Origin of the sequence: Streptomyces fradiae (genome assembly GCF_041270065.1) — a bacterium.
Classification (GTDB): domain Bacteria; phylum Actinomycetota; class Actinomycetes; order Streptomycetales; family Streptomycetaceae; genus Streptomyces.
This window is the reverse complement of record NZ_CP065958.1, coordinates 3,033,021-3,052,842: the sequence shown is the minus strand read 5'-3', so window position 1 is coordinate 3,052,842 and position 19,822 is coordinate 3,033,021. Positions and strand designations below refer to the sequence as shown.

13 protein-coding genes are annotated in these 19,822 nt (G+C 73.3%); 6 read left to right on the top strand and 7 right to left on the bottom strand.

What is annotated here, in order from left to right:
• Positions 1 to 40 precede the first annotated feature (40 nt).
• The 4 genes from JAO84_RS13675 to JAO84_RS13660 all read right to left on the bottom strand — a co-directional run bounded on the left by JAO84_RS13675 (position 41) and on the right by JAO84_RS13660 (position 6,170).
• Positions 41 to 1,828: an LCP family protein gene (locus tag JAO84_RS13675; RefSeq protein ID WP_370413108.1), complete on the bottom strand. Its 1,788-nt coding sequence runs from the start codon at positions 1,826 to 1,828 to the stop codon at positions 41 to 43.
• A gap of 66 nt (positions 1,829 to 1,894) precedes the next feature.
• Positions 1,895 to 3,643, bottom strand: a complete 1,749-nt coding sequence (locus tag JAO84_RS13670; RefSeq protein WP_370413107.1) for an LCP family protein — start codon at positions 3,641 to 3,643, stop codon at positions 1,895 to 1,897.
• A 337-nt stretch (positions 3,644 to 3,980) separates the two neighbouring features.
• Positions 3,981 to 5,138: an LCP family protein gene (locus JAO84_RS13665; protein WP_370413106.1), complete on the bottom strand. Its 1,158-nt coding sequence runs from the start codon at positions 5,136 to 5,138 to the stop codon at positions 3,981 to 3,983.
• Positions 5,139 to 5,411: 273 nt separating this feature from the next.
• Positions 5,412 to 6,170: a TIGR03089 family protein gene (locus tag JAO84_RS13660; protein WP_370413105.1), complete on the bottom strand. Its 759-nt coding sequence runs from the start codon at positions 6,168 to 6,170 to the stop codon at positions 5,412 to 5,414.
• A gap of 136 nt (positions 6,171 to 6,306) precedes the next feature.
• On the opposite strand from JAO84_RS13660, the gene JAO84_RS13655 reads away from it, so the two are divergent.
• From JAO84_RS13655 to JAO84_RS13645, 3 genes are all read left to right on the top strand, one after another.
• The gene (locus JAO84_RS13655; protein ID WP_370413104.1) at positions 6,307 to 7,803 is read left to right on the top strand and encodes a peptidoglycan recognition protein; all 1,497 of its coding nucleotides are present in this window, start codon (positions 6,307 to 6,309) and stop codon (positions 7,801 to 7,803) included.
• 171 nt (positions 7,804 to 7,974) lie between these two features.
• Positions 7,975 to 9,057 carry a sugar phosphate nucleotidyltransferase gene (locus tag JAO84_RS13650; RefSeq protein WP_370413103.1) on the top strand — a complete coding sequence of 361 codons (1,083 nt, stop codon included), beginning with the start codon at positions 7,975 to 7,977 and terminating at the stop codon, positions 9,055 to 9,057.
• A gap of 47 nt (positions 9,058 to 9,104) precedes the next feature.
• Positions 9,105 to 10,079, top strand: coding sequence for a DNA-3-methyladenine glycosylase (locus tag JAO84_RS13645; protein ID WP_370413102.1), 975 nt, complete (start codon positions 9,105 to 9,107; stop codon positions 10,077 to 10,079).
• Positions 10,080 to 10,118: 39 nt separating this feature from the next.
• On the opposite strand, the gene JAO84_RS13640 is transcribed toward JAO84_RS13645, so the two are convergent.
• The 3 genes from JAO84_RS13640 to JAO84_RS13630 form a co-directional block, all read right to left on the bottom strand.
• Positions 10,119 to 11,462 carry a coenzyme F420-0:L-glutamate ligase gene (locus tag JAO84_RS13640; RefSeq protein WP_370416754.1) on the bottom strand — a complete coding sequence of 448 codons (1,344 nt, stop codon included), beginning with the start codon at positions 11,460 to 11,462 and terminating at the stop codon, positions 10,119 to 10,121.
• Positions 11,463 to 11,842: 380 nt separating this feature from the next.
• Positions 11,843 to 12,799, bottom strand: a complete 957-nt coding sequence (gene cofD, locus JAO84_RS13635) for a 2-phospho-L-lactate transferase (protein ID WP_370413101.1) — start codon at positions 12,797 to 12,799, stop codon at positions 11,843 to 11,845.
• 13 nt (positions 12,800 to 12,812) lie between these two features.
• Complete coding sequence (locus JAO84_RS13630; protein ID WP_370413100.1) at positions 12,813 to 13,361, bottom strand: cysteine dioxygenase family protein; 549 nt, start codon at positions 13,359 to 13,361, stop codon at positions 12,813 to 12,815.
• Between the two features lie 685 nt (positions 13,362 to 14,046).
• On the opposite strand from JAO84_RS13630, the gene JAO84_RS13625 reads away from it, so the two are divergent.
• The 3 genes from JAO84_RS13625 (at position 14,047) to JAO84_RS13615 (ending at position 19,752) form a co-directional block, all read left to right on the top strand.
• A complete protein-coding gene (locus JAO84_RS13625) occupies positions 14,047 to 14,310 on the top strand; it encodes a WhiB family transcriptional regulator (protein WP_265868980.1) in 264 nt (87 codons plus the stop codon).
• Between the two features lie 241 nt (positions 14,311 to 14,551).
• Complete coding sequence (locus tag JAO84_RS13620) at positions 14,552 to 18,220, top strand: glycosyltransferase family 2 protein (RefSeq protein ID WP_370413099.1); 3,669 nt, start codon at positions 14,552 to 14,554, stop codon at positions 18,218 to 18,220.
• On the top strand, positions 18,217 to 19,752 hold the full coding sequence (locus JAO84_RS13615; RefSeq protein ID WP_370413098.1) for a DUF5719 family protein: 1,536 nt from the start codon (positions 18,217 to 18,219) through the stop codon (positions 19,750 to 19,752). The genes JAO84_RS13620 and JAO84_RS13615 overlap by 4 nt, the downstream gene beginning before the upstream one ends.
• The last annotated feature ends 70 nt before the right edge of the window (positions 19,753 to 19,822 follow it).

Below are 19,822 nucleotides of genomic sequence, written 5' to 3'. Positions count from 1 at the left end.
TGGAACGTATGGATAGCGCGGGTTCCCAGGACTTAGGGACTCAGGACTTCCCGTCCCACTTGTAGACCGGGTAGACGCTCATGCAGTCGGTCTTGTCGTCCGCGCCCTCGGGCAGGTCGCCCGCCGCCACGGTCGGCTTCTTGTAGGTGCGGCCCTCGCGCCAGTCGGCGCCGACGACCAGGGTGAGGCCGCTGACCTTGGCGTCCGCACGGACCGCCGAGGCCGGCAGGCCGAGGGCGGTGGCCACGGAGGTGGCGTCGGCCTTGCCCTGGTCGCCGTCGCCCTTCGGGTAGAACACCACGCTGTCCTTGCGCGGCTGGGCCTCCCGGGAGGACTGGGCCTGGCCGAAGCCCTTGTCACGCAGTTCCTTGGCGACGTCGGTGGCCCGGCCCTCCTGGGCCGGCTCGCCGTCGCCCGCGGTGCCGTTGATCACCGAGATGGCGAGGGAGGCGGGCGCACCGGCGGTGGCCGCAGGCTTCGCGGACGCGGACGCCTTCGGCTTCCCCTTCCCGTCTGCCGGGTCGCCGTTCTTGTCCATGGCCACGTCGTCGCGGAGCATCGACCACATCTTCTCGGCGGCCGACGGGATCGGCTGGAGCCACGCCTTCGGGTTGGGCGGGTACTCGGTGGTCGGGACGGTGGCCGTGGTCAGCCGGTCCAGCTTCACGTTCTTCAGCTGCATCGACAGGTCGAACAGCTTCTTCACCGTGCCGATCTCGTCGGAGACCTGGAAGGCGTCGATGGCGGTCTCGACAAGCCCCATCAGCTGCGGGGTGTCGGTCCAGGCGTTCTGGTCCTGGAGCTTCTTCATCAGCCCGTTCATGTACATGTGCTGGGCCTGGGCGCGGCCCTGGTCGCTGCCCCAGGCGTGCCGGGTGCGCAGCCACTGCAGCGCCTGCTCGCCCTTGACGTCGTGGGTGCCCTCGGGGAGCTTGAGATGAGAGCCGCCGGGCGCGGCGGGCGTCGACTTGTCCCAGACGCCGGTCTTCACACAGACCGGGACGCCGCCGACCTCGTCGGCCATGGCGACCACACCCGCGAAGTCGATCATCATCCAGTGGTCGATGTAGACCCCGGTGAGCTTCTCCCAGGTGGTGAGGGTGCAGCCGGGACCGCCCCGGGCCAGCGACTCGTTGATCGGCCGGTTGGTGGTCTCGGGGTACTTCTTGCCGTCCGCACCCTTGCACTCGGGGATCTTGACGACCGTGTCGCGCGGGATGGAGACGATCGAGGCGTTCTTCCGGTCCGCGGAGACGTGCAGCAGCATCTGCACGTCGGCGAGCGGCGGCCGGTTGGCGTCCTTCTTGCCGCCGCCCAGCGCCACGTTCTTGGGGTCGGAACGGTCGTCGGAGCCGATGAGCAGGATGTTCAGCGGGGTGTCGCCGAGCGCGTTCGGCGCGGCCTTCTCCACCCCGCTCTCGCCGCCCGCGCGGCCACCGCTGCGGATGTTGCCGTTGAGGTGCTCGTAGTACAGGTATCCGGCGCCGGCCGTGCCGACGACCAGCAGCGACACCGCGATGGCGGTCCAGCGCAGCACCTTGCGCTTGCCGGACTTCTTGGTCCTGGCGCGCCGGCGCGAACCGCCGCGCCGGTGGCCCGTACCGGAACCCGAACCCGGGCCCGTACTCGTACCCGTAGAGCCGTCGTCGTCCCCGCCGCCGGCCCGCCGGGCGTGGGGTATTCGGCCGCCAGGGCCCCCGTCCGGGCCTCCGCCCGGACCGCCGTCACCGGTGTTCCCCTCCTCGTAGAGGCTGTCGTCCCAGCCCACCTCTTGGGCGCGCGAGGCGCGGTTCCGCGCCCCCTCCCTGCGCACGCTGCTCTGTCCCACCCCAGGTCTCCTTGTTGACTCAGGCGTTCCCGCAGGCGCGGCGCAGGGGCCGGACGGTGGTCCGGCTCACTTGGCGCACACCTGCTTGTCGGCCGTCTGCGCACCCTCCGGCGCCTTCGCCGGACCGGTGAGGGGCACCCCCGCCCCCTTGTAGTCGGCGCCGAGTACGAGCGTCATGGGCTCACGCTCCCCGGCGTCCTGCGTGCCCGGCTTGAGTGCCGTGGCGGGCAGGCCCATCAGGTCCGCGAGCTTGCGGGCCTGGTCGGCCTGGTTGGGCGCGTACGTGAGCGTGGTCTTCGCCGCCGGCTCCGGGGCGTTGCTCTTGTTGCTCGACCGCGTCACGCCGTGCTCGTTCTGGAGCCATTCGAGCGTCTTCTGCGCCGCGCCGGTCTTGCCGCTGCCGTTGTAGACATCGACCCGGACCTCGTGCGCGGTGGAACGGGCGCCCTGGAGAAGCTTCGCCTGGGCCGCGGCCTGGGCGTTCTTGGCGTCCGTCTCCTTCTTCTTCACCTCGGTGAGCGAGGTGTCGGACTGCATCATCTCGAAGAGCCGCGGGGCCTCGACGGGGTCGGGTACGACCGTGACGGGCTTGGGCTCGCTCGGGTTGTCGATGACCGGCATGGTCAGGAACGTGATGTTCTTGGTGTCGATCTTGGCGAGTTCCAGGGCCAGGGACTTGAGCTTGGAGATGCTTCCTATCCCCGTGTCGACGGTGAGCGCCTTGGTGGCGGCGTCGGCGAGGCCGTACAGCTTGGTCGGCGACGTGAGCGTGTCGTCCGACTTCATCTGCCGGATCATCGAGCTGAGGAACTGCTGCTGGACCTTCATGCGGTCCAGGTCGCTCTCGTTGCCGAAGCTGTGCCGGGTACGGACGAAGGCGAGGGCCTGCTCGCCCTGGATGGTGGACTCGCCGGCCGGCAGCTTGAGGTGCGACTTGGGGTCGTTGACGGGCTTCGCCACACAGACCTTCACGCCGCCGACGGCCGTCGTCATCTCCTTGACGGCGTTGAAGTCGGCCATCATGAAGTGGTCGACGGTGAGCCCGGTGATCTCCTTGACGGTGCGCATGGTGCAGCCCGGGTCGCGGTCGGCCTGGCCGAGGCTGATGTTGAAGCGCTCGTCGGTCTGGCCGGGGATCTTCTTGACGGAGCCGTCGGGCTGCTTCGTCTCGCACTCGGGGATGTCGATGACCAGGTCGCGCGGGATGGACATCGCCGTGGCGTTCGTCCGGTCCTTGGAGACGTGGAAGAGGATCGTGGTGTCGGCGTGGCCGGGGCTGTTCTTGTCCCCGTAGCCGGCGTTGCCCTCACCGGTCCGCTTGTCGGTGCCGATGAGCAGGACGTTGAAGGCCTCGTCCTTCTTGAAGCCCTCGCTGCCGCCCGCGACCTCGATGGTGTTGATGTTGTTGTCGAAGTGGTTGTAGAGCGCGTACGCCCCGGCGGCGCCCGCCACGACCACGAAGGCCATGGTGCCGCCGGTCCACATCAGGACCTTCTTCTTGCGCGACTTCTCCGGCCGGCGCTTGCGACGCCCGGCCGGACCGCGCTGGTCACCGGGCTCGGGGGCACGGCGCCGGCGCTGCCCGGGGACGGGCGGCGCGGCCTCGGTGGTGCGCTCGCCGCGCTCGTGGGTTCTCTGGCCGGGAGGTGTGGCGCCACGGGTGGTGCGGGGGCGCGGTTGGGACGGGGCGGCGGCCTGCGGCGACTGCCCAGCGGAGCGGTCCAGTCGCAGTTCGTAGTGGCCCGTCTGCGGGTTGAGTACCCACTGGTCGGCGGGGTCGATCTCGTCCGCCCGTCCACGGCTGTGCGCGTCCACGGTTACTTGAGTCCTCCGTCGGTGCCACGCGAGGCGCCTCCCCCTCGGGCGCTCGGTCGTTCGATCCATCGAGTGCGCGACCACGCGGTCTTGTGCACCGGATCGCGTCACACTATCCGCCCAGTTCAGCGTGGGGCGACGTCCGTGACAAATTCCACGCCCCTTACAACCGGGCAATGTGCCCAAACCGCATCGGGCATCTCCCATTCCCTCCCATCCCTTGGCCCTCGCTTTGCGCATCTTGCACATCGCGCACATCGCGCCACTCCGGTGAGTGCCGGGTGCGTTCCCCTCGGCCCTGCCTCAGCCTCGGCCCTGCCTGAGCCCCGGCCCTGCCTCAGCCCTGGCACGCCCCCTCCGCCGCGTTGCGTCCCGCGAACGTGGGCGCCGTGGAGGCGCCCGTCCCGTCCCCGGCCCGCTCCGGAGTGCCGCCACCGCCCGGGTGCACGGTCACCGGCTGGTCGGCGCGCAGCCGCGCGAAGAGCTGATCGGCGGCGGGTTGCACCAGTTCGTCCCGGTTCGCGTTGTACGAGTACGGGCGCCGCGGCACCGTCAGGAACTGCACCTTCTCCGTCGGGATCGCCCGCATCGACCGCGCCAGGTCGTACAGGTCGCGCAGCGAGTCGAGCCCCGGGTCGGTGGTGATGGACCTCGTGGCGGCGTCCAGGACCGGGTAGAGCTTCGTCGGGTTGAGCAGGACGCCGTCGCTCTGCACCTTGTTGACGAGCGCCCCGAGGAACATCTGCTGCCGGTCCATCCGATCGGTGTCACTGCCGTTGCCGATCGACTTGCGGGCCCGTACGAAACCGAGCGCCTGCTCGCCGTGGAGCGTCTGGCGCCCGGCCGGCAGCTTCAGATGCGCGTCGCGGTCGTCGATCGGCTCCTTGAGGCAGACCTCCACCCCGTCCACGGCGTCGACCATCTTCTTGAAGCCCCGGAAGTCGATCACCATGTGGTGGTCGATCCGGATCTTCGTGAGCTTCTCCAGGGTGCGGATGGTGCAGGCGGTGCCGCCGAACTCGAAGGCCCAGTTGAACTGCGCGAACTGCTCGTTCGTGGTGGTCCTGTCCGCCTTCGTGCAGCGGGGGATCCGCACCATCAGATCGCGCGGGATCGACACGGCGGTCGCGCCCGCCCCCTCCGCCGAGATGTGCAGCAGGATCGTGGTGTCCGAGCGCTGGGTGCCCTCGTCCTTCCCGTACTTCCCGTTCCCCGCCCCGGTCCGGGTGTCCGAACCGATCAGCAGGATGTTCCGCGCCGCGTTCACGGCCGGCGAGGGGCGCTCCTTCTCGTACTTGCGCAGCTCGGCCTCGGCGGTGGTGTCCGTGGTGATGTTCCCGTCCAGCTTCCGGTACGCCCACCACCCGACCCCCGCCGCGGCGAGCACCACGATCGCCGCGCCGAGCGCCGCCCACCGCAGCCAATGCCGCCGCCTGCGCCCGGTCCCGGCCTCCGCCCCGGCCTCGGTGGCGGGCGTGTCCGCGCTGTCCGTCACGTCTGAACCGTCCGTCCTCACTGGCGCCTGCGTCGCACCGTCCGGCCGTCCCTCCCTAGAGGTAGACGACCGATCCCGGCGCGCGGTTGTGCGGAAGGCATCGGATACCCCCTGCCGATCATGTACCGGCGAGGGGGAGGGGCGCGGGGTATGCGGCGCGTCGATGGGCCGTACGGGTGGGGCGAGGTCGAGCGGGGGGGCTCGGGCCGTGCGGGGGGCTCGGGCCGTGCGGCGGCCCACACGGCGGTGGAGCCGAAGGCCCCGCAGGGGGGCTCAGTCGGCCAGGACGAGCGTGACCCGCTCGCTCTCCACCCGCTTCGCCACACCCTCCGCCCCCAGCTCCGCCAGGTTCCGGCACAGCACCACCGACCCCCCCGCCACCGCGAGCGCCGCGTACAGCCCGGCCGAGACGCCGGCCCAGGTGTCGTACGACCGCCCGGACAGGACCCGGCCCCCGTCGAGGAGCCCCAGCTCGCCCGCGTCCGCGCGCGCCCGTTCCACCACCTGCGCGCCCGTCAGTTCCGTGCCGTCGACGACGAGGGCGACCTCGTCCGGGTCCACCGGGACGAACGGGGCGAACCGGTCCCCCTGGCTCGGCACCTCCACCGCGTAGTCCGCGTAACCCGCGGGCGGCGTCGGGAAGCGGCGCCCCAGCGGCGCGAGGGAGAGGGCGATCCGGTCACCGGAGCAGGCGAGGCCCGCCTCGAGGCCCTCCGGCCCCGCCACCACATAGTCCGCGCCGACCGGATCGCCGCCGATCTGCGCCGTCACGCCCACCGACGCGCAGGCGAGCAGCCACACCGCGGTCTGCCAGTGCGCGGGCAGCAGCAGCGCGACCCGGTCGCCGGGCGCGGCGGACAGTTCGCCCTGGAGCAGATTCGCGGTCTTGGCCACCCAATTGGCGAAGGTGGCCACCGACAATTCCACGCGTTCACCGGTGGCGTCGTCGTAGAAAGTGACCAAGGGGCGGGCCGGGTCCGCGGCGAGCGCGGATCGCAGCAGGTCGGCAGGGGTGCGGTCGCTGGCGTTCACGCGGGCAAGCGTACGCGCGGCGCCCGGCGCGGTCCGCCGTACCGGTGACACCGTCCTCCGGTCGGCCCGACGGACCGTCAGTTTCCGCACCGCCTCCCGCCGCGCGCGACCGCCCCACCGTACGGACGATCGCTCCATGCGTGCCTACCTCGCCTCCTCGATCGCCGTCACGTGCGCGGCGGCACTGGCCCTGCCGCTCGCCCTCACGACCCCGGCCGGCGCGGCCGCACCTCCAGCCGCCCCTCCGGCGCTCCCAGCCGCGGACCCGGGCGCGTACCCGGCCACGCACTCGGCCGCGGACCCGGCGGGCGACCTCGCCGGATCGACCCAGTCGCTCCCCCTCGAACCCCTCGCCGCCCCCGAGACCCGGCCGCACGGCCGCGCCTTCGGGCGGCCCGAAGGCGCGGTGGGGGAGAAGGGCCTGACCCGACGGGAGGTCAGACCCTTCTCCCTGGTGGGCGTCGTGTGGAACGACGCCCGCACCCCGCTGCACGGCACCGTGCAGGTCCGCACCCGCGCCACCGCGGACGGCGCCTGGTCCGACTGGCAGGACGTGGAGACCCACAACGAAGAGCACGGCGCCGACCCGGGCACGGCCGAAGGCCGTTCGGGCGCGCTGCACGGGGCGACCGCCCCGCTGTGGGTCGGCGACTCGGACGGCGTCGAGGTCCGCGTACGCCCGGAGTCCCCGGAGTCCGAGGAACGGACCGCCCCCACCGCCCTCCCGGCGGGCCTGCGCCTCGAACTGGTCGACCCCGGCCCGGACCCGGACCCGGCGGCCGGGGCGGGGGCGAGGGGAACGCGGGCCGCCGCTGCCCAGCCCGCCGCCGCGCCGAACGTCGATCGGGCCTCCGCCCAGGCCGCCGCGTCGGGCGCGAACGCCGAACAGGCCCCGTTCGGCGCCACCGTCATCCCCGCCCTCACCCGGGAGGAGACGCTCGCCACACTCCCGCCCGCCGCGGGCACTGGCAGTGGCAGTGGCACCGGCACTACGGCCGACCGCGCCGCGCTCGCGGCGAAGCCGTACATCGGCCCGCGCCCGAAGATCATCACCCGTAAGGGGTGGGGCGCGGACGAGAAGATGCGGGAGAAGGCCTTCGGCTACACGAAGACGATCAAGGCGGCGTTCGTGCACCACAGCGCCACCGGCAACAACTACACCTGCAAGCAGGCCCCCTCCGTGCTGCGCAGCATCTACCGCTACCACGTGAAGAGCCTGGGCTGGCGTGACTTCGGCTACAACTTCGCCGTCGACAAGTGCGGAAACATCTACGAGGGGCGGGCCGGCGGCGTCGCCAAGCCGGTGCTCGGCGCCCACACCCTCGGCTTCAACACCAACAGCATGGGCGTCGTGGTGCTCGGCACCTTCGGCAGCGCCACCCCGCCGGCCGCCGTCGTGACGGCCGTCGCCAAGCTGACGGCGTGGAAGCTCGGGCTCCACGGGGTGAATCCGAAGGGAAAGGTGACACTCACCTCAGGAGGCGGAAACCTCTACAAAAAGGGCAGGAAGGTGAAGTTCAACGCCATCTCCGGCCACCGCGACGGCTTCGCCACCGAATGCCCGGGCGGACGCCTCTACAGCAAACTCGGCACCGCCCGGTCCAGCTCGGCGAAGTACCAGGGAAGAAGCTGACGGAGCTGTCGGGATCGCCGCTGGGATCGCCGATGGGGCTGTCGGTGGGGTCATGGACTCAACCATCTGCATAAACTGACCGGTCATATCGTACGGGCGGCCGAAAAGCGGCCGCCCGTGGCGAGCCGCCCACGGCGATGAGACCGGACCGACAGGAAGCAGAGACGACAGGTGACCGAAGCGATTCTTCTGGTCGGTGGCAAGGGCACCCGGCTGCGTCCCCTGACCGTCAACACGCCCAAGCCGATGGTCCCGGCGGCCGGCGTCCCCTTCCTGACGCACCAGCTGGCCCGGGCCCGGGCCGCCGGCGTGGACCACATCGTCCTCGCCACGTCCTACCTGGCGGAGGTCTTCGAGCCGTACTTCGGCGACGGCTCGGCGCTCGGTCTGAGCATCGAGTACGTCACCGAGGAGGAGCCCCTCGGGACCGGCGGCGCCATTCGCAACGTCGCCTCCCGGCTCCACTCGGGCCCCGAAGACCCCGTCCTGATCTTCAACGGCGACATCCTCACCGGCCTCGACATCGGCGCGCTCGTCGCCACCCACGAGACCTCCGGCGCGGACGTGTCCCTGCACCTCACCCGGGTCGAGGACCCGCGCGCCTTCGGTCTCGTGCCGACGGATGCGACGGGACGCGTCACGGCCTTCCTGGAGAAGCCGCAGACGCCGGAGGAGATCGTCACCGACCAGATCAACGCGGGCGCGTACGTCTTCCGGCGCTCGGTCATCGACACCATCCCGGCGGGCCGGCCGGTCTCCGTCGAACGCGAGACCTTCCCCGACCTGCTGGCCTCCGGCGCGCACCTGCAGGGCATGGTCGACTCCACCTACTGGCTCGACCTCGGCACCCCGCAGGCCTTCGTCCGCGGCTCCGCCGACCTCGTCCTCGGCCGCGCCCCGTCCCCGGCCGTACCGGGCCGCTGCGGCGACCGCCTGGTCCTCGACACGGCGACCGTCGCCCCGGACGCCAAGCTCACCGGCGGTACGGTCGTCGGCCCCGGCGCGGTCATCGGCTCCGGCGCGCGCGTCACCGGCTCGACCGTCCTCGCCGGCGCCGTCGTCGAACCCGGCGCCGTCATCACCGACTCCCTCATCGGCACCCACGCCCGCATCGGCGCCCGCACCGTCCTCACCGGCGCGGTCATCGGCGACGGCGCCGACATCGGCCCGGACAACGAACTCCGCGACGGCGTCCGCGTCTGGTGCGACGCGAAGCTCCCGGCGGGCGCGGTCCGCTTCTCGTCCGACCAGTAGCCGGTAGGCGGGACCGGCCTCGGGGGCGCCCCGCTACGCTCGTACGCATGGCAGGCCGCTTCGCTCCCCGACCCACGCGCACCACCACGCGCGGCGGCCACGTCCCCGTACCCGCCCCGGCCCCCGCACCGAGCTCCGAGGAAGCCCTGGTCGACCTCGACCTCGGTCTCACCCTCGGCCCCCTCCGCCGCGGCCCCGGCGACCCCACCTTCCGGACGACGGCCGACGGCTCGGTCTGGCGGGCCAGCCGGACGCCCGACGGCGCCGGGACCGTCCGGGTCCGGGCGGCGGACGGACGGGCCGAGGCGTGGGGCCCGGGAGGCGGCTGGCTCATGGCGCGGCTGCCCGCGCTGCTCGGCGCCGAGGACGACCCCGCCGCCTTCGTCCCGCGCCACAAACTCCTCGCGCTCACCCACCGCGCCCGCCGCGGCCTCCGCCTCACCCGCACCGGTCTGGTCATGGAGTCGCTGATCCCCTCCATCCTGGAGCAGAAGGTCACGACGGACGAGGCCTACCGCTCGTGGCGGCTGCTCGTCCGGAAGTACGGGGAGCCGGCGCCCGGGCCCGCGCCCGAGGGGATGTACGTGATGCCCGACGCCCGCACCTGGGCGATGATCCCGTCCTGGGAGTGGCACCGCGCGAACGTCGACGGCAAGCGCTCCGCCGCCGTCGTGCGCGCCGCGCGGGTCGCCCACCGCATGGAGGAGGCGGCGCACATGCCGCCCGCCGAGGCCCGCAAGCGCCTCGAACTGATCCCCGGCATCGGCCCCTGGACCTCCGCCGAGACCATCCAGCGCAGCAACGGCGCCCCGGACGAGGTCACCACCGGCGACCTGCACCTCCCGGGCATCGTCGGCTGGGCCCTCGCGGGCGACCGCACGGCCGACGACGCGACGATGCTGGGCCTCCTCGCCCCGTACGCCGGCCAGCGCCACCGCGCCGCCCGCCTGATCCTCCTCAGCGGCCGCGTCCCGCCCCGCCGGGCACCCCGTATGGCGCCCGGCAACATCACGGGGATCTGACCCGCAGGCCCGTCGCCACGGGGCGTCACCGCACGCGCGTCACCGCACCGCGACGAACGTCTCCGCGTCCCGTACCGCCCGCTCCTTCGGTGCCGCCGCCGGGCGGCCGACGGCCACCGCGCCCATCGGGTCCCAGTCACCCGGCAGGCCGAGCACCTCCCGTACGACGTCGCGACAGAACATCGTCGAGGACACCCACGCCGAGCCCAGCCGCTCGCCGGCGAGCGCCACCAGCAGGTTCTGCACGCCCGCGCCCGCCGCGACCACGAACATCTCGCGCTCGGCGGCGTCCCGGCGCGGGTCGCCGTAGTGGTGGGCGCCGTCCATGACCAGGCAGGGCACGATCAGGTACGGCGCGTTGCGCAGCACGTCGCCGCGGCGGACGCGGCGCGCGATGGACTCCTCGGACTTGCCGTCGCGCCGCAGGTCCGCGATCCAGGCGTCCCGCATCGCGTCGAGCAGCCGCACGCGCGAGGCCTCGGACTCCAGGAGGACGAAGCGCCACGGGGTGGTGTGGTGCGGGGCGGGCGCGGTGACGGCGGCGGCGACGGCCCTCCGTACGGCGCCCGGGTCGACGGGGTCGTCGGTGAACTCCCGCACCGTACGGCGCAGGGTCACCGCCTCCCGTACCGCCTCCGAGGTGCCGAGCCGGAACATGTCGTCGGCGGCGTCCCGGACCAGGGCCCGCGCGCCCGTCCCGTCGTCGTCACCCGCGACGACGTGCGGCAGCCCGCGGACGACGGCCACCGGCCGCCCCGCCGCCTTGCCCTTCACCAGGTCCCCGGCGGCGGCCAGTTCGTCGGCGGTGGCGGTGACGGTCACGTTGAGCTCGTTGCCGTGGGAGTCGGTGGCGCCGCGCAGGTCGTCGAGGACCCGCACGCCGGCCGCGCCGATGGCCACGTCGGTGAGGCCGTTGCGCCAGGGCCGCCCGAAGGTGTCGGTGACGACCACGCCGACGTCGACCCCGAGCGTCTCGCGCAGCCCGGCGCGGATCCGCGCGGCGGAGGCGTCCGGGTCCTCGGGCAGCAGGAGCACGGTCCCGGCGGGGGTGTTGGAGGCGTCGACGCCGGCGGCGGCCATCACCAGACCCTGCCGGTTCTCGACGATGCGCAGGGCACCGCGCCGCGCCACCACCCGTACCGTCTCGGCGTCGATCGCCGCCTCCCGGTCGGCGGCGGCGATCACCCGCCCCTCCGCCTTGCTGACGATCTTCGAGGTGACGAGCAGCACGTCACCGTCGACGAGACCGGCCCCCGGGCCCGCCGTCGCGGCCGCGATCAGCTTGGCCAGGTCGTCCCCGGCCGCGACCTCGGGCACCCCGTCAAGCGCCCACACCTCGAACCGCGCGGCCGCGCCACCGCCCCCGTGCCCGTCCTGCCCTATGGCTCCGCCGAAGGCGCTGGCGTCGGCCTCGGCGGTACGCCCGGCTTCCTGCCCGGCGGCTCCGCCGGGGGCGCCGGCGTCGGCGGTACGCCTGCCGTCCTGCCCCGTGGCTCCGCCGGAGACCCTTGCGCTGGCGGCGCCCGTACGCCGGCCTTCCTGCCCTGCGGCTCCGCCAGAGGCGTTCGCGTTGCCCTCGCCCGTACGCCCGGCTTCCTGCCCCGCGGCTCCGCCGGACGCGCTCGCGCCAACCGCGGCCTCGCCCGTACGCCCGCCCCACCCGGGGCCGGGCCCCCCGCCGGGCCCTGCAGTGCCTGCGGGCCCTGCGGATCCGGCGGGTCCTTCGGCCCTGGCGGGCCCTTCCGTCCCTGCCGCCCCCGCCGTCACGCCTTGACCTCCGCCGCGAGCGCCAGCGCCTCGCGCGCCATCGCCGTCGTCGCGTCCAGGTCGGTCATCATCAGCGGCACCGCGCGGCAGCGGATGCCCGCCGCCTCGACGTCGGCGACCGTGCCCGCGTCGACGGTGTCGACGAGCCAGCCGTCGAGCAGCCCGGAGCCGTAGTGCAGGGCGACGGCGGCGGCCGTGGACTCGACGCCGACCGCCGCGAGCACCTTGTCGGCCATGCCGCGCACGGGCGCGTCGCCGACGATCGGGGAGAGGCCCACGACCGGCGCGTCCGCGGCGGCGACCGCCTCGCGGATGCCGGGCACGGCGAGGATCGTGCCGACGGACACGACCGGGTTGGACGGCGGGAAGACGATGAGGTCGGCGGCGGCGACGGCCTCAAGGACGCCCGGCGCGGGCTTCGCCTGCTCGGCGCCGACCGGCACGACGGCCAGCGCGTCGACGGAGGCGCGCAGCTTCACCCAGTACTCCTGGAAGTGCACCGCCCGCTGCTCGCCGTCGACCTCGATGGCCACATGCGTCTCGACCCGGTCGTCCGACATCGGAAGCAGCCGGACGCCGGGCTGCCAGCGGGCGCACAGCGCCTCGGTGACGGCGCTGAGCGGATAGCCGGCGCCCAGCATCTGGGTGCGGACGATGTGGGTGGCGAAGTCGCGGTCGCCGAGGCCGAACCACTCGGGCCCGACCCCGTACGCCGCGAGCTCCTCCTTGACCGTGAAGGACTCGTCCTCGCGGCCCCAGCCCTGTTCCTCGTTGATGCCACCGCCGAGGGTGTACATCACGGTGTCGAGGTCGGGGCAGACCTTGAGACCGAAGAGATGGATGTCGTCACCGGTGTTGCCGATGACCGTGATCTCCGCGTCGGGCGCGGCCTGCTTGAGGCCGCGAAGGAAGCGGGCACCACCGATGCCACCGGCCAGAACCACAATGCGCATGCCATGCAGTTTGTCAGGCGGTGACGACTCCGGGGGCCGTCGGGGCAGAGCCGCACTGTGAGGTCAGCGACTCGTGCATCGACTCGGGCGACTCGCGCGTCGACTCGTGCATCGGCATGTCGGTGAGGCCCGGGTAGTAGACGTGCAGGCTGACGGCGGGTTCGAGGGAGTCGTTGACGACCTCGTGGACGTACCCGGGCGCGAACACGCGCTGCGCGCCCGCGTCCAGGCTCCGCCCGCCCCGCTCCGTACGCTCCGTCAACTCGCCCGACAGGACGGTGAGCACGCCGGAGGACTGTCCGTGGTCGTGCCGGCCGCTGCCCTGGCCGGGCAGCCAGGAGAGCAGCCAGATCTCGTAGCCGGGGCCGGTGCGCAGCCGGTGGTACCAGCGGGTGGTGGCGTCGTACTCGACGTACGGGGCCCACAGGGCGCGGTCGGCGGCGATCTCGCGGGCGAGACCGGCGAACTCGGCCACGGTGGCGGGGTGCTCGCGGGCGGGCTGCAGGAGGTGCGGGACCTCAAGGATGTCGCCGGCGATCTGAAGGTCGCTGTCCATGTTCATGGGATGCGGTGGTTCCTCGGCAGAAGTGCGGGGTGTCGCAGAGCAAGGGGTGAGGCAGCGGCGGCGGGACGGCGGCCGCGAAGGGGCTGGAGCGCTAGACGCAGAACGCGCGCATCAACAGCTGGGACAGCAACAGCGACAGGAACGCGTCTGGACAGCGCGGCGGAACCCACGGGCGTGGGTCGCGAAGAGCGCTGCGGTCGCTGGCATGCCACCAAAGTGGCGTGAGGGACACCCGACTGTCAACCCAATGCCCGATTTGGCGGCAATGTTTCACCTCATCCGGTTACAGTGCGCGAAGAAAGGTTTGCGCACCGCGTGACCAGGAGACATGGCGCAGCAACCGGCGCCGTAAACACGGTGGGGGTCTTGTGATCAGACTGTGATCCGGATCGCTTCCGTGGCCGAATCGCAACAGGATTCGACTCCCGGACGTCCTTCTGTGTGGGGCGTGACGGTGCGGACAGGCCCGTGGCATGTGTCAGGTTTTTGGTGATTTGAACACTTTCCGCATAGGCTTGGTTCCGCAGAGTGAATACGGGGCCCAATAGCAGATCTCGGCTTGACTCGCACAGAGCACGAACTTGTAATTTCACTCGTGTCGTTCGGCCGGGACTGATCCGGGATCGATCCCGGATCGAAGACGGCCAATCACGGGGACGCAATGGACGGACGAGGGGCGCACATGACCGAGTTGTTCGAGGAACTGCTGGTCGAGGACGCGGACGAGGAACTCGGCTGGCAGGAGCGCGCACTGTGCGCCCAGACCGATCCCGAGTCCTTCTTCCCCGAGAAGGGCGGCTCGACCCGGGAGGCGAAAAAGGTCTGCCTCGCCTGCGAGGTCCGCTCCGAATGCCTCGAATACGCGCTGCAGAACGACGAGCGCTTCGGTATCTGGGGCGGTCTGTCCGAGCGCGAACGCCGCCGCCTGAAGAAGGCGGCCGTCTGAAGGACGTCTGGAAGGACGTCTGTACACCGCGCCGTACATCACGCCGTACACCGCGACGTATACCAAGACGTCCGCAACGACGTACACGACGTCCACAACGACGTACACAACGAACGGTCCGCACCCCGTGGTTGTCCACAGGCGGCGGACCGTTGTCGTGCCAGCTACTAGTGTGGGCCTCCGTCCGAGACGCATCCACGCCCTTCACCGGGCGACCCCCGGCCGGAGGGGCCGTAGCTCGATGTCCTCAACTCCTGAGTTCCCACGACACGTCGTCACCGCCGTGCTCGTCGCCCACGACGGCGCCCGCTGGCTGCCGGACGCCCTCGCCGGGCTGCTCGCCCAGGAGCGCCCCGTCCAGAACGTGGTCGCCGCCGACACCGGCAGCGCCGACGACTCCGCGCGGCTGCTCGCCGACTCGCTCGGCCCCGACCGCGTCCTCCACCTCGCCCGCCGCACCGGATTCGGCGCCGCCGTCGAGGAGGCCGCGCGCACCGCGCCCGTCCTCGGCCCCGAGGAGCTGCCGTATCTGAAGCGCCCCAGCGGCTGGGACCCGGTCACCCGCAGCTGGCGCGACGACGCCTACGACCTGCCCGAACTCCCACACGGCGAGCCCGTGCAGTGGCTCTGGCTGCTCCACGACGACTGCGCGCCCGAGCCCGGCGCGCTCACCGAACTCCTGCGCGTCGCGGACTCCGACGGCGACATCGCCGTCGTCGGCCCCAAGCTGCGCGGCTGGTACGACAAGAAGCAGCTCCTCGAAGCCGGCGTCTCCATCGCCCGCAGCGGCCGCCGCTGGACCGGCCTCGACCGCCGCGAGCAGGACCAGGGCCAGCACGACCAGGTCCGCTCCGTGCTCTCCGTCTCCAGCGCCGGCATGCTGATCCGCCGCGACGTCTTCGAGGAGCTCGGCGGCTTCGACCGCCGGCTGCCCCTCATGCGCGACGACGTCGACCTGTGCTGGCGCGCCCACTCCGCCGGCCACCGCGTCCTCGTCGCCCCCGACGCCGTGCTCCGCCACGCCGAGGCCTCCGCCCGCGAGCGCCGCACCGTCGACTGCGCCGGCCGCTCGGCCGCCAACCCGCACCGCGTCGACAAGGCCGGCGCCGTCTACACGCTGCTCGCCAACACCCGCGGCGCCGCCCTGCCGTACGTCTTCCTCCGCCTCGTCCTCGGCACCCTGCTGCGCACCCTCGGCTATCTCGTCGGCAAGGCGCCCGGCCAGGCCGTCGACGAGGTCATGGGCCTGCTCGCCACCCTGCTGCGGCCCGAGAAGATCCTCGCCGCGCGCGGCCGGCGCAAGCACCCCGCCGTGCCCTCGAGCGAACTGCGCCCGCTCTTCCCCGCGCCCGGCGCCACCGTCCGCGCCGCCGCCGAACAGCTCGCCTCCCACTTCGGCGGCTCCGACGCCGACTCCGGCGGCTCCCGGCACGGCGTCGTCGAGTCCGGCCCCGGCGGCGACGACGCCGACTACCTGGAGATCGAGCAGTTCGCCCGGCTGAAGAAGATCGCCCGCAAGCCCGGACCGGTCCTCTTCGCCCTCCTCCTCGTCGTCTCCCTGGTCGCCTGCCGCAACCTCTTCGGCGGCGGCTCGCTGACCGGCGGCGCCCTGCTGCCCGCCGCCGACACCGTCTCCGGCCTCTGGTCGCGCTACGCCGACGGCTGGCACGCCATCGGCACCGGCGGCACCCAGACCGCCCCGCCGTATCTCGCCGTCCTGGCCGCGCTCTCCGCGCTGTTCCTCGGCTCGACCTCCTTCGCGCTGACCGTGCTGCTCGTCTGCTCGGTCCCGCTGGCCGGCTTCACCGCCTACTTCGCCTCCCGCGGCATCGTCGAGTCCCGCCTCCTGCGCGCCTGGGCCGCCATCGCCTACGCCTTCCTGCCCGCCGCCACCGGCGCGCTCGCCACCGGCCGCCTCGGCACCGCCGTCCTCGCGATCCTGCTCCCGCTGATCGCCCGCGCCGCTGTCGCCGCCCACGGCCTCAACCGTCCGCGCGGCGAGCGCGGCAGCTGGCGCGCCACCTGGGCGTACACCTTCCTGCTGACCTTCGCGACCGCGTTCACGCCGGTCGTCTGGCCGCTCGCCGTCCTCCTCGGCCTCGGCGTCCTCGCCCTGCGCCGCGACGACATCACGGCGTACGCGCTGCGCTTCGTCGCCGCCGTCGGCACCCCCATCCTGCTCCTGGCCCCCTGGTCGCTCACCCTGCTGACCGGCCCCTCCGCCTTCCTGCGCGAGGCCGGCCTCGACATCCGTACGGGCAGCGCCTCCGCGCTCGACCTGCTCGGCACCAGCCCCGGCGGCCCCGGCACCCTCGGCGGCATCCTGCTCCTCGGCCTCGTCGGCGCCGGCCTGGCCGGACTGCTCCGCGAGGACCGCACCCTCGCCGTCCGCGCCGCCTGGGCCGCCGCCCTCGGCGGCCTGCTCTTCGCCGTGCTCACCAACGGCGCCGGCGACGGCGAGACCGGCTGGTCCGGCCCCGCCACCCTCGTCTACGGCGCCGCGCTGCTCGCCGCCGGCACCATCGGCGCCGAGGGCGGCCGCACCCGCGTCGCCGCCCATGGCTTCGGCTGGCGCCAGCCCGTCGCCGCCCTCGTCGCCCTCGCCTGCGCCGCCGGCCCGCTGCTCTCCGCGGCCGGCTGGATGATCGGCGGTGCCGACGGTCCGCTCACCCGCCGCGACCCGGTCCAGGTGCCCGCGTTCGTCGCCGAGGAGAGCGGCGAGGAGGACCAGGCCCGCACCCTCGTCCTCGGCGGCGGCGGGTCGGGCGAGGTGTCGTACACCCTGGTCCGCGGCTCCGGCGCCCGCCTCGGCGACGCCGAACTCACCGCGACCGGCGGCAGCGACCCGCGCCTCGACCAGGTCGTCTCCCACCTCGTGGCCGGCTCCGGCGCCGACCAGACCGAGGAGCTGAGCGGTTTCGCCATCCGCTTCGTCCTGGTACGGGACGGGGCGCCGCGCGCGATGGGCCGCGTCCTCGACGCCACCCCGGGCCTCTCCCGGCTCAGCCAGCTCGACGGCAGCGCGCTGTGGGAGGTGAGCCGCGAACACGCGGTCGCCCGCGTCATGATCGTCCCCAAGGACGGCGGAGCGGCCGCCGGCACGGCGACCGAGACCCCCGACGCGGCCCCGGCCGCCGAGACCGCGCGGCCGGTCGCCGTCGCCGCCGGCCCCGTCGAGGCCCACACCAAGATCCCCGCCGGGCCCGCCGGCCGCGTCCTGCGCGTCGCCGACCGCGCCGACGCCGGCTGGACCGCCACCCTCGACGGCAAGGAGCTCAAGCCGGTCACCGTCGACGGCTGGGCCCAGGGCTTCGAGCTCCCCGCGACCGCGGGCCGCCTCGACCTCACCTTCGAGGAGCCGGTCACCCACACCGCGTGGATCTGGACCCAGGCCTTCCTCGCCGTCGTCCTGCTCGTCCTCGCCCTGCCCGGCCGCCGCCGCGACATCGACGACGACCTGCCCGACGAGGAGCTCGCCCTCCCCGCCCAGGCCACCGCCGCCGACGGCGACGGCCGCCGAGCCCGCCGCCTGCGCGCCGCGGCGGAAGCCGGCGAGGCCGCGGTGCCCGCACCCGAGCCGGAGCCGGAGCCCGTGCCCGTCCCCGTACCGGAACAGCAGACGTACGAGCAGCAGCCCGAGTGGGACGGCCAGTACGCGGGGCAGCAGCAGGGCTACTACCAGGAGCAGTACGCGTACGACCCGTACGCGCAGCAGCAGTACGACCCCCAGCAGTACGACGCTCAGCAGCAGTACGACCCGTACGCCCAGCAGAACGGGTACGAGCAGCAGCCCTATGAACAGCAGGGCTACGAGCAGCAGCAGGGCTACGAGCAACAGCAGCCCTACGACCCGTACGACCCCTACGGGTACGGGCAGCAGCAGCGTCCGGACGGGAGCAGCAACCAGTGAAGCGCACCACCCTCTCCCTGATCGCCGTCGCCGGCACCCTGGCGGCGGTGACCGGCGTCGCTGCGCTCACCGCCCCCGACGGCGCCGTGCCCGTGAACACCTCGCAGGCCGCCCGGCTGCCCGTCGAGCGCACCGCCCTGCTCTGCCCCGGCCCCAGCACCTCCGAGGTCGCGGAGACCACGTACACCTCGTACACGCCCGAGGACACCCCGGCGGCGAAGGCGCCGGCGCAGGCGAAGGGGGAGGAGCGGACCGCCGCCAAGGCCGAGCTGCAGCCCGCCCCCATCGCCCCGCCGCCCGGCGAGCAGCCCGCCAAGACCACCAAGAAGCCCAAGGCCCCGGCGACCGTCACCAAGCCCGGCACCCCGGTCAACGCCGAGGCGAAGGGCCCCGACGCGCCCGCCCTCACCGGCTCCGCGAGCGGCGGCCTGGCCCCCGGCTGGACCGTCCAGCAGACCACCGTCGTCCCGGCCGGCGGCGCCCGCGGCCTGCTCGGCGTCACCTGCACCGCCCCGGACACCGACTTCTGGTTCCCGGCCGTGTCCACCGCCAAGGAGCGCCAGGACTACGTCCACCTCACCAACCCGGACGACGGCACCGCGACCGCCGACATCGAGCTGTACGGCCCGGCCGGCCCGCTCAAGCTGCTGTCCACCGAGGGCATCCCGGTCCCGGCGCACACCACCGTCCCGGTGCTGCTCTCCACCCTCACCAACGACCCGGCCCAGCAGGACCTCACCGTCCACGTGACCACCCGCAGCGGCCGCGTCGGCGCCGTCGTCGGCGCCGCCGACGACAAGGCGGGCGCCGACTGGCTGCAGGCCTCCGCCGACCCGAGCGGCACCGCCGTGCTGCCCGGCATCCCGGCCGACGCCACCTCGGTCCGCCTGGTCGCCTACGCGCCCGGCGACGCCGACGCCGACCTGAAGATCCAGCTGGTCACCCCGACCGGCAAGATCGTCCCGGCGAGCGCCGACGCCGTGCACGTGAAGTCCGGCATGACCGCCGCCGTCGACCTGCCCGACCTCACCCGCGGCGAGCCCGGCTCCCTGCTCCTGACCCCCACCGACCCCAAGAAGGCCACCCCGGTCGTCGCCGCGCTCCGGGTGGCCCGCGGCAAGGGCGAGCAGCAGGAGATCGCGTTCATCCCGGCCGCCGCCGCCATCGAGGGCCGCGCCACCGTCGCCGACAACCGCGCCAAGGGCTCCACCCTCGCCCTGACCGCGCCCGCCGGCGGCGCCGAGGTGCGGATCACCGCCTCCGCGGGCGCGCAGGGCGGCACCAAGGTCAGCAAGACCGTCACCCTCAAGGCGGGCACGACCACCTCCCTCGCCGCGCCGGTCCCCGACGGCCTCAAGGGCTCCTACGCCCTCACCGTCGAGCGCCTCTCGGGCGGCCCGGTGCACGCCTCGCGTCTGCTCGAACTGCCGCAGGACGGCATCCCGATGTTCACGATCCAGCCGTTCACGGACGACCACAGCAAGGTCGAGGTCCCCAAGGCCCGCCAGGACCTGACCGTCCTGGACGACTGACCCCGCTCCCACCCGCCCTCACAGGGGCCGGCCTCTTCGCCCGTACGGGTGGGGCCGGCCCCTTTTCGGT